The 14,705-nt window shown below is 52.0% G+C and carries 17 protein-coding genes; 8 read left to right on the top strand and 9 right to left on the bottom strand.

The window, feature by feature from the left end:
• Position 1: 1 nt before the first annotated feature.
• From etsC to AC4PR2_RS20800, 4 genes are all read left to right on the top strand, one after another.
• The gene (gene etsC / locus AC4PR2_RS20815) at positions 2-1,369 is read left to right on the top strand and encodes a macrolide efflux RND transporter outer membrane subunit EtsC (protein WP_492175419.1); all 1,368 of its coding nucleotides are present in this window, start codon (positions 2-4) and stop codon (positions 1,367-1,369) included.
• A gap of 415 nt (positions 1,370-1,784) precedes the next feature.
• Positions 1,785-3,287: a glycine betaine/L-proline transporter ProP gene (proP, locus tag AC4PR2_RS20810; RefSeq protein WP_060419579.1), complete on the top strand. Its 1,503-nt coding sequence runs from the start codon at positions 1,785-1,787 to the stop codon at positions 3,285-3,287.
• Positions 3,288-3,428: 141 nt separating this feature from the next.
• Positions 3,429-3,566, top strand: coding sequence for a hypothetical protein (locus AC4PR2_RS20805; protein ID WP_162215441.1), 138 nt, complete (start codon positions 3,429-3,431; stop codon positions 3,564-3,566).
• Between the two features lie 90 nt (positions 3,567-3,656).
• Complete coding sequence (locus AC4PR2_RS20800; RefSeq protein ID WP_033646469.1) at positions 3,657-3,926, top strand: hypothetical protein; 270 nt, start codon at positions 3,657-3,659, stop codon at positions 3,924-3,926.
• Between the two features lie 66 nt (positions 3,927-3,992).
• On the opposite strand, the gene AC4PR2_RS20795 is transcribed toward AC4PR2_RS20800, so the two are convergent.
• The 3 genes from AC4PR2_RS20795 to AC4PR2_RS20785 form a co-directional block, all read right to left on the bottom strand.
• Positions 3,993-4,577: a hypothetical protein gene (locus AC4PR2_RS20795; RefSeq protein WP_492175418.1), complete on the bottom strand. Its 585-nt coding sequence runs from the start codon at positions 4,575-4,577 to the stop codon at positions 3,993-3,995.
• Complete coding sequence (locus tag AC4PR2_RS20790) at positions 4,510-4,797, bottom strand: hypothetical protein (RefSeq protein WP_060419583.1); 288 nt, start codon at positions 4,795-4,797, stop codon at positions 4,510-4,512. Before AC4PR2_RS20790 ends, AC4PR2_RS20795 begins: the two co-directional genes overlap by 68 nt.
• A gap of 141 nt (positions 4,798-4,938) precedes the next feature.
• On the bottom strand, positions 4,939-5,391 hold the full coding sequence (locus AC4PR2_RS20785; protein ID WP_087762306.1) for a PaaI family thioesterase: 453 nt from the start codon (positions 5,389-5,391) through the stop codon (positions 4,939-4,941).
• A 232-nt stretch (positions 5,392-5,623) separates the two neighbouring features.
• On the opposite strand from AC4PR2_RS20785, the gene AC4PR2_RS20780 reads away from it, so the two are divergent.
• Positions 5,624-6,964: an anaerobic C4-dicarboxylate transporter gene (locus tag AC4PR2_RS20780; protein ID WP_100396529.1), complete on the top strand. Its 1,341-nt coding sequence runs from the start codon at positions 5,624-5,626 to the stop codon at positions 6,962-6,964.
• 481 nt (positions 6,965-7,445) lie between these two features.
• On the opposite strand, the gene AC4PR2_RS20775 is transcribed toward AC4PR2_RS20780, so the two are convergent.
• From AC4PR2_RS20775 to AC4PR2_RS20765, 3 genes are all read right to left on the bottom strand, one after another.
• Positions 7,446-7,844 (bottom strand): HumD family translesion DNA polymerase, encoded by a 399-nt coding sequence (locus AC4PR2_RS20775; protein WP_492175417.1) that lies wholly within the window; start codon positions 7,842-7,844, stop codon positions 7,446-7,448.
• 152 nt (positions 7,845-7,996) lie between these two features.
• Positions 7,997-8,788, bottom strand: a complete 792-nt coding sequence (locus AC4PR2_RS20770; RefSeq protein ID WP_492175416.1) for a hypothetical protein — start codon at positions 8,786-8,788, stop codon at positions 7,997-7,999.
• A 9-nt stretch (positions 8,789-8,797) separates the two neighbouring features.
• The gene (locus AC4PR2_RS20765) at positions 8,798-11,113 is read right to left on the bottom strand and encodes a GDSL-type esterase/lipase family protein (protein WP_492175415.1); all 2,316 of its coding nucleotides are present in this window, start codon (positions 11,111-11,113) and stop codon (positions 8,798-8,800) included.
• A 108-nt stretch (positions 11,114-11,221) separates the two neighbouring features.
• Here AC4PR2_RS20765 and AC4PR2_RS20760 point away from each other — a divergent pair, with 108 nt between their 5' ends.
• From AC4PR2_RS20760 to AC4PR2_RS20750, 3 genes are read left to right on the top strand one after another with little or no spacing between them, the layout of a single operon-like run.
• Entirely contained in the window at positions 11,222-11,395 is a 174-nt protein-coding gene (locus AC4PR2_RS20760; protein WP_153860755.1) for a hypothetical protein, read from the top strand.
• Between the two features lie 36 nt (positions 11,396-11,431).
• Positions 11,432-11,695 carry a helix-turn-helix domain-containing protein gene (locus AC4PR2_RS20755; RefSeq protein WP_089191827.1) on the top strand — a complete coding sequence of 88 codons (264 nt, stop codon included), beginning with the start codon at positions 11,432-11,434 and terminating at the stop codon, positions 11,693-11,695.
• A 47-nt stretch (positions 11,696-11,742) separates the two neighbouring features.
• Positions 11,743-12,249, top strand: coding sequence for a DapH/DapD/GlmU-related protein (locus AC4PR2_RS20750; RefSeq protein ID WP_342204967.1), 507 nt, complete (start codon positions 11,743-11,745; stop codon positions 12,247-12,249).
• Here AC4PR2_RS20750 and AC4PR2_RS20745 read toward each other — a convergent pair.
• The 3 genes from AC4PR2_RS20745 to AC4PR2_RS20735 all read right to left on the bottom strand — a co-directional run.
• A complete protein-coding gene (locus tag AC4PR2_RS20745; protein ID WP_492175414.1) occupies positions 12,246-12,698 on the bottom strand; it encodes a tail fiber assembly protein in 453 nt (150 codons plus the stop codon). The two genes, AC4PR2_RS20750 and AC4PR2_RS20745, sit on opposite strands and share 4 nt — an antisense overlap.
• Positions 12,698-14,248 (bottom strand): hypothetical protein, encoded by a 1,551-nt coding sequence (locus AC4PR2_RS20740; protein ID WP_492175413.1) that lies wholly within the window; start codon positions 14,246-14,248, stop codon positions 12,698-12,700. The genes AC4PR2_RS20745 and AC4PR2_RS20740 overlap by 1 nt, the downstream gene beginning before the upstream one ends.
• Position 14,249: 1 nt before the next feature.
• The coding region (locus tag AC4PR2_RS20735; protein ID WP_492175411.1) for a baseplate wedge 1 family protein at positions 14,250-14,705 on the bottom strand (456 nt) is incomplete at its 5' end.

The raw sequence follows: 14,705 nt of genomic DNA, 5'->3' as shown, positions 1-14,705 counted from the left end.
CATGAAAATTTTATCTCCCCTGGCGTTAAGCCTCGCCGCCCTGCTCACCGCCGGCTGCGGCAACGCCCTGAAAAGCGACTACCGGGCGCCACAGGTCAACTACCCGGCGAGTTGGCAGCACGCCGCCGAGAACGCCACGCCGACGCCGTTCGACTGGCGCGATTTCCACGATCCCGAGCTCGATCGCTGGCTGCAACAGGTGATGGCCAGCAACAACGATCTGGCCGTCGCCGTGCTGCGCGTCTACCGCGCGCGCCTCGAAGCGGAACGCGTCGGCATCAGCACCGCGCCCGACGTCAGCGCCTCATTAGGCAGCGGCATCAATCGCCCGCTGTCAGAGTCCTCCGCCTGGAATAAAACCAGCAACGCGTCTCTCACCACCCGCTATGAAGTCGATCTGTGGGGCAAGCTGGAGCGCCAGCACGATGCCGCCGATTGGGCCAGCCAGGCTTCCGAGCAGGATCTGCAGACGGCGCGCCTGACGCTGCTGGCCAACGCCGCCACGAATTACTGGCGCATCGGTTTTCTCAATCAACAAATCAGCGTCAGCCAGGCGAGCATCGCCTATGCCAAAACGACGCTGCGGCTGGCCAACGCCCGTTATCAGGCCGGCAGCATCTCGGCGCTGGACGTGGTGAACGCGGAACAAAACGTGCTGACGCAGGAACGCAGCCTGCTGTCGTTACAACACGATCGTCAACAGGCGCTGAACGAGCAGGCGGTGCTGCTGGGCGCGCCATCAGGCCAGGCCACCATCGCGCCCGCGCGCCTGCCGACGACGACGATGCCGCAGATCAACACCGGCATTCCCGCCAGCGTCCTGAGCCGTCGTCCGGATCTCAGCGCTCAAGAGCTGCGGTTGCGCGCCGCCTTGGCCAACGTCGATGAAAAACGTCTGCAATACTACCCTGCGTTCAGCCTGACTGGTTCACTGGGCGCCAGCAGCAGCGCGCTGCTGGAATTCCTGCGCAACCCGACCGGCAGCCTCGGCGCCAGCCTGACGCTGCCGTTCCTGCAGTGGCGGCAAATGGGCGTGGAGATTAAGATCGCCCGCAACGACTATGAACAGCAAGTGCTGGCCTTCAAGCAGGCGCTGTACAAGGCGATGGGCGATGTGAACAACGCGCTGTCACTGCGCACGCAGCTGCTGGCGCAGGAGGCGCAGCTGCGCGCCTCATTGGCGCTGGCGCGCAAATCGGAGCGGCTGAACGAGGTGCGTTACCGGCAGGGCGCCGTCACCATTACCGACTGGCTGAACGCGCAGGAACAACGCCGTCAGGCGGAGCTGGCGGTGGATGAAAACCGCTTCGCGCAGTACCAGAATCTGGCGAAAATCTATCTCGAATTCGGCGGTTCATCGGTACCTTAATCCAAACTGCCTGGCCAGTGGGTCAGGCGTTTTTTTTGACGGCAAACACATCAATTTTTCCTGTCTTATCTCCCGTACTCTGTATACTTAAAACATCACCAATTAGACGAAAAATCGTCAAATCGCACATTTATTAGACCATTCTCGCACCAAATCGGTGCAAACACTTAAGTTAAACTGCTGAATTTGATCGCAGCAAGATATAACGTTAAGCTATAGATGCAAAATAATTAGTCACCTAAATGACATAACCTTGGCATAAATGACGATATTTTGTGATCCACATCCCAACTTAAATGTGGATAATGAATCGTCTTGAACCGCGATTCGATTAGCCTATTTGATAACTCGAAAACAATAGTGAACGGAGATTACGCTTTCACGAACAACGAATAATTCATTAAGGGATGATTATATGAAGTTAAGAAAAAAACGACATAAACCGATGCACATCAGCGACATCACCATCATCGATGACAGCAAACTCAAGAAGGCGATCACCGCAGCGGCCCTGGGCAACGCGATGGAGTGGTTCGACTTCGGCGTATACGGCTTTGTCGCTTACGCACTTGGCCAGGTCTTCTTCCCCGGCGCCTCGCCCGGCGTACAAATGATCGCCGCGCTGGCGACCTTCTCCGTGCCCTTCCTGGTGCGTCCGCTCGGCGGCCTGTTCTTCGGCGCCATGGGCGATAAGTTCGGTCGCCAGAAGGTGCTCTCGGTCACCATTATCATCATGGCGGTCAGCACCTTCTGTATCGGCCTGATCCCGTCCTATGCGTCGATCGGTATCTGGGCTCCGATCCTGCTGCTGCTGGCCAAGCTGGCGCAAGGCTTCTCCGTCGGCGGTGAATATTCCGGTGCGGCAATTTTCGTCGCCGAATACTCGCCGGACCGCAAACGCGGCTTTATGGGCAGCTGGCTGGACTTCGGCTCCATCGCCGGCTTTGTGATGGGCGCAGGCGTGGTGGTGCTGATCTCCAGCATCGTCGGCGAAGCCAACTTCCTCGACTGGGGCTGGCGTATCCCGTTCTTCATCGCCGCGCCGTTGGGCTTGATCGGCCTCTATCTGCGCCATGCGCTGGAAGAAACCCCGGCGTTCCAGCAGCACGTGGACAAGATGGAGAAAGAGGATCGCAACGCCATCGAAAATCCGCCAAAAACCTCGTTCAAAGAGATCGCGGCCAAACACTGGAAAAGTCTGCTGGTGTGCGTCGGCATCGTGATTTCCACCAACGTGACCTATTACATGTTGCTGACCTACATGCCGAGCTACCTGTCGCATAACCTGCACTACTCGGAAGATCACGGCGTTCTGATCATCATCGCCATCATGATCGGCATGCTGTTCGTACAGCCGGTAATCGGCCTGACCAGTGACCGCATCGGCCGTAAGCCGTTCATTATCGGCGGCAGCATCGGCCTGTTGGCGCTGGCGATCCCGTGCTTCATTCTGATCAACAGCAACGTGATTGGCCTGATCTTCGTCGGTCTGCTGGTGCTGGCGGTGCTGCTCAACTCCTTCACCGGGGTGATGGCCTCAATTCTGCCGGCGATGTTCCCGACGCACATCCGCTACAGCGCGCTGGCGATTTCGTTCAACATTTCGGTGCTGATCGCCGGTGCGACGCCGACCGCCGCCGCCTGGCTGGTCGAAGCGACCGGCAACCTGTACATGCCGGCCTACTATCTGATGGTCGTGGCGGTGATCGGTCTTATCACCGGTCTGTACATGAAAGAAACCGCCAACAAACCGCTGCGCGGCGCGACGCCGGCTGCGTCTGACCGTTCAGAGGCGAAAGAGCTGCTGCAGGAGACCTACGACAACATCGAACAGAAAGTCGAGGACATCAACGCGCAGATCGCCGAATTGGAAAAGAAAAAGCAGATCCTGATCGACCAGCATCCCAAGCTGGACTGATCGGCGCTGAAAGACAAAAGCCACCCGATTGGGTGGCTTTTTTGCTTTAAATTCAACCGAAATAATACGCCGCGCATTTTATGACAATCGGGTTTGATGGTAGGCTTTACAGCACACTCTTAATTGATGAAGCACGCGATCATGAGCAAAATGGACCTTCCCGTCATCATCGGTATCCTTGTTATGCTCACCCTGTGGCTCGGCGCACTCTTCAACATCGGCGATATCACCTTCACCATTTCACGCCTGTTCCACTGGATTGAAAGCCAACGCGGCTAACCCGCACAGGCGGTGGAAAACATCGGCTATGATTGAAAGACCTTACCGCCATTTTCCGCGATTATCGCTCGCGATAAAGGGGACTGTATCATGACCGATTATGCGTTCTACAATCAGATCCTGACCCGGCTGGCCGCCAATCACCCCGGCACGCTGGATGAAAAAACCTACGAACTGTGGAAACAAGACGCCACCAGCCCGCATGCGTTCGCCGATCCCTTCGCCTATCTCAAAACCAAGGGCCTGATACAGGCCTATGTGATGAGCGACATCGACGAGAACAACTATGATATCGACCCGCATCAAACGCGGATCACCGCCGCCGGTCTCGAATTCATTCGCAACGGCGGGTTCAAATAAGGGTGACACGCGCCAATAAAAAACCGCCAGACGGCGGTTTTTTACTCTACAAGCATGCGGACCGGCTCAGGCGGGGAAAGGCCGATAAATTATGCGCAGCACTTCGTTGTCGCCCTGGCGTAAAAAGCCGCCTTCAGGCTGCCAGCGCAGATCGCGCGCCAGATTGAGATTTTCCCAGCCGACCGCGCCCCCCACGCCGATGCAAAGATTTTTATTGCCTGCGGCAAATCCCGCACCGGTACCGATCATGGCATGCAGCAAACGGGGCGCCGCCGCGTCACGCAGGGAGAATATGCCGATAAAACATCCCTGCGGCGCGCGCAGCATATCGGCCATCGTGCGGATCTCGGTATCGTCCGGGCTAACGAAATGTTTGTATTGCTTATCGAACACCGTCTGCCACAGCTGCTTGTATTTCGCCTTGCTGAGCGCGCCTGAACGGTGGGCACAAAGCACCACCGCATCCCAGCACATCTCCCCGCTCAACGAAAGATACTCTTCCGTATCGGTTTGCGGCTTATCGGCGTAATGCCGTGCAAATTCAGCCGCATTCAAATGCGGCGGCACGGCCTGTCTGGCAACGTCACTCTTGTAGCGCTTGAAATTCAACCAATGCACGGGAAGCCTCCTCTTCACCCGGTAGATTAACAAACCGGCAGCCGTGGATGAGACGCGCCATCAAATCCAGGGCATCGTCGGCAGCGGCGATTTCGTCGTCATTCAGCCCCTGTTCCACCGACCGCTCAATCGCGTTCATCACCCCTGGAGCGCTGGTTTCATCCCCCTGCGCCACCACGTCCAACACGGCTTTGCCAATCGCCAAACAAAGCTCATGATCAAACTCAACCTCTTTATACGGATACGGTTGCATAATCACTCCGATAAATTTTTACCCCAGAATACTAGACCACAATGGCGTATCGCGCCTGCCGCCGTAGCGCAGCGCTGTATGCAACCGAAGAGAAATGCATCAGGCCCCGGGTTCATAGCCCGAAGCCCGATAAAAGGCAGGTTATTGCGATGCTTGTTCGCTAGGGCGAATGATAAAACAAGTGGCGGTTGCCGAAGCCAGCAGCTTCCCTTGCGCCGTTTTGAGCGTGCCTTCCGCGAAGGCCACGTTTTTGGCCGCATAGACCAGACGCCCTTCGGCGATCAGGTCAGTTTCCTTCGGCACAGGGCGCAACATTTTAACCTGCAGATCGACGGTGCCATACCCAATCCCCGCGCCCAGCGTACTGTGCACCGCGCAACCGGTCACCGAGTCCAAGACCGTGGCGGCAAAGCCGCCATGAACGCCCCCCAGCGGATTCAGGTGGCGCCCGTCAGCCCGCGCCACGATGCGGATATACCCCTCTTCAACCGCCACCGGTTTCATGGGCACGGTTTCAGCGATCGAAGCCGGTGGGATTTTACCGGCCATCGCAGCCTGTAACAGCGCCAGTCCGGTCATTTTTGTCGGGTCCATGGGTTTCTCCTCGGGTCAGTAAACCTCTCATATAGTAGAGGTCTGACCTGTTAGCTTGCTTTTTCGTGCGGATGTCACCTACGCCCTGACTCCTTTGAGTGTGACCAGCATCACTCTTTAGGGTTAATGACCACAAATTTATTAGTGCCTTTAGATTTAAAACAACTTTCTGCAGCCAACACAGCCGGAAACTGAGCGCAGTTAAGTTCAACATTATTAAGGCGTATTTATCATGGATTTCTTTCTGCAATTAGCGGTGATATTGGCATGCCTGCTGTATGGGGCACGTAAGGGCGGCATTGCGCTGGGATTGCTGGGTGGGATCGGGTTGATGATCCTGGTGTTCGGCTTTCACCTGCAGCCCGGCAAACCGCCGGTAGACGTGATGCTGGTGATCATCGCGGTGGTGGCGGCCTCCGCCACCCTGCAGGCCTCGGGTGGGTTAGACGTCATGCTGCAGATCGCCGAACGCATGCTGCGACGTAACCCGCGCTATGTCTCGATCATCGCGCCGTTCGTGACCTGTATTCTCACTATCCTGTGTGGCACCGGGCACGTGGTGTACACCATCTTGCCGATCATTTATGACGTGGCGATCAAAAATAACATCCGCCCGGAGCGGCCGATGGCGGCCAGTTCGATCGGCGCACAGATGGGTATTATCGCCAGCCCGGTTTCGGTGGCGGTGGTCTCACTGGTGGCGATGCTCAGCAGTTACACCTTCAATGGCCGCCATCTGGAATTCCTCGACCTGCTCTCTATCACCATCCCTTCTACCCTGTGCGGCATTCTGGCGATCGGCATCTTCAGCTGGTTCCGCGGCAAAGACCTGGACAAAGACCCGGAGTTCCAGAAATTCATCTCGGTGCCGGAAAACCATCGCTACGTCTATGGCGATGCCGCCACCTTACTGGATCGGGTGCTGCCACGCAGCAACTGGATCGCCATGTGGATTTTCCTTGCCACTATCGCACTGGTGGCGGTGCTGGGGGCGTTTTCCGATCTGCGGCCCAGCTTCGGCGGCAAGCCACTCTCCATGGTCCTGGTGATCCAGATGTGCATGCTGATGGCCGGGGCGTTGATCGTCATCATTACCCGCACCAACCCGGCGTCTATCTCTAAAAACGAAGTGTTCCGCTCCGGCATGATCGCCATCGTGGCGGTGTATGGCGTCGCCTGGATGGCGGAAACCATGTTCGGCGCGCACCTGGGGCAGATCGAAGCCACGCTGGGCGTGCTGGTGAAAGAATATCCCTGGGCCTATGCGCTGATCCTGCTGCTGGTGTCGAAATTCGTCAACTCGCAGGCCGCCGCGCTGGCGGCGCTGGTGCCGGTGGCGCTGGCAATCGGCGTCAACCCGGCCTATATCGTCGCTTCGGCGCCGGCCTGTTACGGTTATTACATTCTGCCGACCTACCCTAGCGATCTGGCAGCGATCCAGTTCGACCGCTCCGGCACCACCCGCATCGGCCGCTTCGTGATCAACCACAGCTTTATTCTGCCCGGCCTGATCGGCGTCAGCGTCTCCTGCGTCTTCGGCTGGATCCTCGCCGCGGCGTTCGGTTTCTTATGAGTTGTATTTCGGAGCCCTGCGGGGGGCTCCTCCGTGCAGGCAGGCTGACAATCAAAGGGTATGAGCATGATAAGAAAGGAAAAAGTGCAGGTGCAATACGAATTTCAGGCACAAAAAAACCGCCTCTCGGCGGTCTACGACATTACTACTTATTGCTTTGATTATTCGGTATTTTCGTTCCCTGGTACCCGGGGCGGGACTTGAACCCGCACAGCCATAAGCCGAGGGATTTTAAATTCAGCGTTAACATCTTTAAAAACAATAGTTTGTTTAAAAATTCGGAACATGGGTTAATAACTGCACACTTAGAAATCATCTAGTTAGAGCAAGACTAATACCCATCTTCCGAACAAATACATGCATAACCGGCCGGGTTCCAAGTTACCTTTAATCCCTTATTGGATAGGCAAATAAAGCTGCAAGCTACCTCCCGCAGGATTAATCGGCGAAGTTCTTCAAAGGCTCATGCAGTGGCCGATAATCAAATAACTGGCAGATCATCCCACTCGCACGACCGCATATCGTTCACGCAGTACATCACCACGCCGAACACCTCGATCCCTTCTTCCGAGTCTTCGTTGCCGAGTTCAGTTTCCCGGCCGGAGCCATCGAGAAACTCAAGCGCACGATACGGGTAAAGACGAAGCCGGCGCAACACATGCACGCCTTCCTCCGCAGCTACGATAATGCTGCCGTGTACCGGCGTCGCAGACGAATCGACAACAAGCAACGCGTAAGCGTGGATACCGACCGCCATCGCCTGGCCAGCGGCGCGGAGCAGATAAGTAGCGCTCGGCTTTGAAATGCAGATCTCGTCAAGGCTCAAGCGGCGCTCAACGTAGTCCGCGGCCGGGCTGGAAAATTTAGGCATCATTCCCATGGTGTTTTACCTCACAACAAATACTGTATATGCATACAGTATAAGCGTAAGAAAAAACCTATGTGAAGAACGATTCACACCTTAAATAGCAGATGCCTGATCGATAAAGAAAGATAGTTTTGAGAATGGCCGGGTTCCCTCCCGGCACAGTTTTATGCAGACCACAGACCGTAGCGGGATCCGAACGTAGTTCGAAAATAGCGACACACTGTCAGTAGGTCTGAATCCGACAACCTTCCCTCATAGACCAGCACTGCAGCGACATCGGGAGCACCATTTCCCGTCATACCAGGTCTTCCACCGATTCGGTAGCTTGTCGTTGGATTTGCCTTGCGAGATGAAATGGCCTTTGTATTCTGCAATAAATTATCTGTCCCTGGTTGGTAGCATGAGCCCGTAATACTCGTCGGGCCAAATTGTCCGGCAACAACCAGAAGCTGACCAGCACTACCGCCATTGGTAGTTCTGGTAACAACGGAGGCTAAGCCTGATCCATCTGATGTATAAGATTCGATATTATTATCTTTGCGAAGAAGAATATTATCGGTACTAATGCTGCCAGATCCACCGAGGTAGTTGCCGAAAGGCCACGCATCTACTGTCGTTGATGGATTTTTTGCAACTGCGATGATTGTTACTGCTGCATTCGACGCAGCCGAACTCCCAACTGGGATCTGTGTGTCAAACTGGTTTCCATCGCTGAATGAAGTATACTTGCTGCCAATAACTGGATTACCAACTCTTTTAAGTGGCTTACTTAAATTTGCATGATTATTAAGCGGATTCTTCATCTGACTAGATAAAAAATAAGCTCCGATAAGCCCATTCAATATAGTAAGGTCATAAAACGGATTTTCTACTATAAAGTCTGAGATATCCATATATGCAGGACCAGCAGGCAATACACCCTGAATTAAAGGTACAACTGTGTTCATTGTGTTCATTTCGTGGCCTTATTTATTTAACAGGAGCTCAAAAATCGAGCTTATGATTTGTTCTGCACCAACATCGTTGGGGTGATAATCGTCTTTCCACCACCCCATTGCATTTCCGGTAGCCCATACTGTAGGCATATCGCCGTATAGGTCGTACCATTCCACATTTTTATCGCGTGCTACTGTCCGCATTGCGTTGCGAAAATCTATCATCGGCGTCGTTCCTGTGGCATTCGGCACAGGTGGTGAAATGAGGATAATCCCCACGTCTGGCAACATCGTGCGCCATGCATCAATAATCCCGTTTAGTGCAGTGACATACGTTGATGTGGTTCTGCTCTGTAAATAATCGTTAGTACCCAGATTCACTACGATAAAATCTGGATTGAGTTTCTGAGCAAAATATTTTATTCGAGGTGTAATAAAATTTGTGTGCTGTGCGCCCCACGTCCCACCATTCCCGCATTTATGCATCATGCAGCCTGTTGCTGTCTCCGTCTCAAACATAAACCCGTGTAGGCAAACAACGCCGGTATTCCCGGATGTTGTGATCGTCACTGTATCTGACCCCGATGTTAGCCCAGGAATTGATGTGCTGCGGTACTCGCCAGAACCGGTGCCGACTACAGTTTTAGTTGTGTTACCAACACCAATTATAAACGTGCCATTGCCATCATAATAAAATACGGTTCCCGTTGTGTCCTGCACATTAGTAATAGAAGCTGTTGCGTTATTGGCCGACGTGTAATAAGCGATCCCGTCAACCCCGCAGCCATATGGCGGCTGAGCATTTGAATAGCTCGCGTCGTATTCAGTCCAGCCACTTCGCGTAACTACCATGTTTTCCCAACGTGACGATGGGTCGGTAATCAGCTGGAACCAGCCCGCACCGGCGCGCGGGGCCCAGTCCGTATACATACGATTCGCCAGCGATTGTGAAATATTGTAGAACTCTGACCACGAATCACCCACAGCCATTCCCACCAGGCGGCCGCTAACGCCGGTTTTCAGTTTTGCTTTTTTAATCCGCATTGAATAAAGCGTGCTACCTGATGTACTGCGCACAGCTACATTACAGGTGGCACCGATCTTATCACCAATGAGATTAGCTGTTCGTTGTGTTACATCCGCCGCATCGAACGCCCCTTCTATTATGCGGATAGGGACGTTACCGACGGTGTCCACATAAAGCGCGACTTTATTTGGCGCCATGTTATATGATGGGAATGCTCGAGCGTTTTTAATCACTCTATCCGCTGTATCTGGCTCTACAGCAGCTGCACCCCACGCGCCATTTCGAAACCACATCGGAACCTGGCCTGCCGAATCCACCCCAAATGCCCACAAATTTGCCGACATTTTGATTGGGAAAAACGAATAGCTGGCATTAAGAAGGCGCTGAGCCGAATCACTCTCTACCCCTGCAAAACCAAGTTTACCGTAACGATACCAAGCTGGCACTTGTCCCTTTCTATCAACGTGCAATGCCACAAGGTCGGGCGATTGGTGATAACTCGGTAACGAGCTATTCAAGTTATTCACAACGGCTACCAAAGCATCAATGAATTTGCCATTTTTCATTGTCACGCCGGTTGGGGTAGCGACACCATTAACATTCTGATATCGCTCAGTCCATATATCACCCTCAACAACACCCCACACGATAAAATCCGTTCTCGTTTCTGTGCCTTTATCAATAGCGTCCTGAGCTGCTGCTTTGCTTGGATAAGCCCCAGCTACTGATTGTGTTATCTCCGAATAACCCCGGGCATCATCCGAATATTTTTTTGACATACCCTCTGCTGTTATAGACTCCTTAGCTGAATTTGCCGCTGATGCGGCTGATCCTGCAGCACCCTTTTCACTGGCAATGGCCGACTGCGCGCTCGCTTTCGCCGTTTTACTTTCTGCTACAGCAACATCCCTGGCATCCATTGCAGCATCGCGATACCCCGCAGATGCACGCGCTGATTCTGAGGATGCAATTTCTGCATTCCTTGCGCGTTCGGACATCCGTTTAATGTCAGAATAAACCGGCGGCCGGGCCAGCTCCGGATCTGCATAAATCAGATAATCGTTAAGGGAACCATCCGCCGCTCCATCTTCAATGCGCATGAAGCCGAGGCGCTGGCGGATCCCATTGTTATAGGTAACAAACACCTCGTAATCGTCAGGAGCGACCGAGAACTCATACTCTCCGCCGAGACCCGTAACGGTTTCTACACACAAGCATTTGAACGTTTCCAGTGTGTTGTTCTTCGACTTTACAGCTATCAAAGCGCCAGGCATGGCTACGCCGGCCGGATCGCGGTATACGCCGGATATTTTGATCATATGGTGAATAACCTCAGACTATCGATTGACAAATAGCACCATTGGGGCTATTATTTACTACATGAGGTAGCGGAAAGGCCGCAGCCCGACCCCGAAAGGAAGAGAGAGATGACAAACGACATGACCACCGCAGAGCTTGAAAAGATCCACGCCGAAATCGCCAAGCTGATGGCTGAGACGGCGAAGATTAACCGGGAAACGATGTGGTATCCGGTAGCCGTAGCAACCGGTTTAATCGGCGCGGTGGCTACGGTAACAACCATCATCATCAAATTTATTTAAGAGAAGCCCCGCGAGGGGCTTTTTCGCAGGTGAAAAATGAGACTGATAAACGAATACACCCCTCCCACCCCTGAGGATCTGGAGCAACTAAAATCAGAACTCGGATATACCGGAACGCAAATGGCAGATCTAGCGGGTGTGGCAAGCAATAGTCAGTGGCGAAAATACACTGGCGGTGCCGAACCGCGAGCAATGTCACCACACATTTTATTTTTTATGGCGGCGCAACTTTCATTGTCTCCGCAGGAGCTTGATAAAGTCATTGATAAAATGGCATCGATTGGTGCAACAATTAAATAAAATCGCTTGGACAGTCTAACCATAGTAAAATACATCAGGAGATAACAATGCTTAAATATTTCGCTTACAGTTTAAAAAATAAAATAAGCCCTACTAAAGCGAGGTTGTTTTTCAATAACACTTCACATTCAACCAAAAGGAAATACAAAATACTCAAAAAATCAGGTGTAAGCATTAGCAGCAGAGCCAACATTATGGCGCCTTTTTATTATGAATACGGTAATATAGAGATCATTGGTGATGTATTCATTAATGCTAACTGCAACTTTCTTGATGATGAAAAAATAGTCATCAACGATGGCTCAATGATTGGCCCAGGCGTAACTTTATCAACCGTAAGTCACCATGTAGCTCCAGAAAACAGACATGATAGAAATGTAACCGCTCCAATTATTATAGGTAAGAATACTTGGATATGTGCCGGAGCTGTTATTCTTCCAGGTGTTACTATTGGTGAAAACAGCGTTATCGGTGCAAATAGCGTAGTGAATTGTAACGTACCAGCAAACACTATGTATGCCGGCACTCCGGCAGTATTCAAGAAGAATATTTAATCGGCCGGTTTTTCCGGCCACCCGGAACCATTCTCTTTGCTCATTCTGTTTACTAGCACCCTATATTGCTTCCACTTATCTATGTTTACTTTTTCTTCATCTGTTGCAATGCCTAAATCAACAGCATCAGATAGAATTGATATTTTTTGCGAAGCCTCACTTATTAATCTATTTTTCATTTCATCGAAGTGCAATGCTTCAATGTCAAAATCGTATTCTACAAATTCATCCCCATCCCAATAATAACCAACTTCATTTTTAGCGATAACTATGACGCCAAACTCACCATTCAACGCCCTATTATAAATATCGCGTCCGTGTTCAGTCGAATCGTTAGGTATCGCTGTAAACGAAATTGGTGAATCTGACAGTTCAGGGAAAATAACGTCGCAATCTATATATTTTTTAATGTTTGTTGTTCTGCATTTTTTCACATGTCCATAATTCATTATGACACCCTCACAAATAAGCTAACGCCGTAATGCCTGTTACCACCCTCACTATCAGAAACACATAACCCCAGGCATTTCCATGTCCCTCCTAACTGACCCTCCGCGAAGAGAGCAGCCCAGTTACCACCCCCGGGATAGCCGGTAACTCCGGATGGAGATAAATCAGAACCAGACACTAACCCACCATAACCAACTCTGGAATTTTGAGGATTCAGACGTGCAAATGCGAGACTACCAATATAATCAGTATTTAATTGAATTATCGGTGGTGGATTATTAGGGCTATAAACACGCTGACCTGACTCAATTATTTGGACACCACTCGATGAATAGAAATTACCATCCACCCCAATTCCGAATGCACGCCCTGTAACGTCTGAGTAAACACTGATTAAGCCATTACTGCCTGCTGAGACACTGGCAACCTGAACACCGTCAGAGTTTCTAATAAGGAATGCACCGCCCTGAGTGCCAACACTACCAACAGCATTCATACTGCCAAAGAGATTTCCTCCTGTTTTCGGAAACGCCCCCGTTTCAGCTGCACTTGGCGGTGACTTGGTCGTGAATATCTGGCCTAAATCAGTAGTATCAACAGTGCAGCGAAGAATTCCATCGTTACCCCAGCCAATATAAACCTTGTTGTTTGACTGATTAGCTCCGCCGCCTTGTTGAACCGCCATGAAATTGCCGACATTACCCAAGCCAACATCAGCGCCCGTTGGCTTGTTAGCTGTGCCGTATAGAGTATTAACCTTTGGTGAGTCTTTGTTCCCATCAGTAAAACCAGCGGCAATTACATTACCAGTAAATGGGTTGATCGTGAGCATACAGTTGGCATCCCCAGCGCGGGCAAACAGGCCAGGTGCCCACGATGGCATAGCTGTTCCGTCTTTAGTATTGCGGAAAATGCAACTCCCTTTTGCTCGTAATGCAGCCATCAAACCAGCGTTATTAGTATAGTTAAACTCAAAACCTCCCCCGCCAAGGCCAAATGCCCCAACCGGCATAACATTGCCGCTGTCTGTACCGACATTCTTAGTTGCTGCGGTTCCCAACTCGAGATTTTTGCGCCCTTCGGCCTTGTTTTGCAAATCCGCCAGGTTCTGCGACTTTTGAAGAAACAGCCCATTTGGATCCGACAACAGATTTTTCCAGCCCGCTGCACTGGCACCGTCCGGATCCGTCGTGTTAGCTTCAACAGTATTCCACCAGATTTTCGAGCCGTCAGCGCTTAATACCGTAGCGCCTTTTGCATATCCGCCGATAGCCTGAGCAAAAGCGGAATCAAAGGTATACTGGCCGCCAGCTTGAGAAAAACGAATTGCCGCAGTGATGTCGTTCAGCAGTCCGTTAAAATCCTTCCCGTGCGGCGGGATACCGCCGGCCGCGATCGCTGTCATTGTGAGTGGCGGAAAGCCAGAGTCATAGGCAGCTTTACCCTTTTCCTTAGTTTCCTGGGTGGCGTTATTGGGGATCGTGTTTTTGTCAGCAGTACCGCTGGCGAACGGCACTGCAATCTGACGCGGTTTATCTGTCAGTTTCATGTTATGCCTTCTGAATTATCGAAACGTTAATACCTGGTGGCGCCGGTAGCGCGCCGGAAGATTGGACGATGGCCAGTTCTGCGGTCGACAGTTCAAACTCGAATACATAGCTCATCTTCATTCCGCCATCATTCTTGATATAGGCGCGCCCCCGATCGCCGAACATGTAACACAACATCCGATTGATATTCGGTATTGAGCAATCGGTGATATTGCTCATGGCTTTCATCATGATCAGACGGCGATAGATCGGGTTCGCAAGTTCAATGGTCTGCGTTGTGCTCTCACCGCTATAGAACGGCGCCTGGTCAAATGGGCGGGGATCTGTCCGCGTTGGCGTATCCAGCCGCGCCTCACTGAACCCTAAATAATTAAAGTCGTCGTCGACCGTTAGCCGCCGGCTTACGTCCACAATTTTTCCCCACACATCGAGGCCATAGGTCTCTGCGGTTTCGAT

The organism is Serratia sp. A07 (assembly GCF_058725505.1).
The sequence above is the reverse complement of the archived record's forward strand: the minus strand, read 5'-3'. Positions and strand labels throughout refer to the sequence as shown.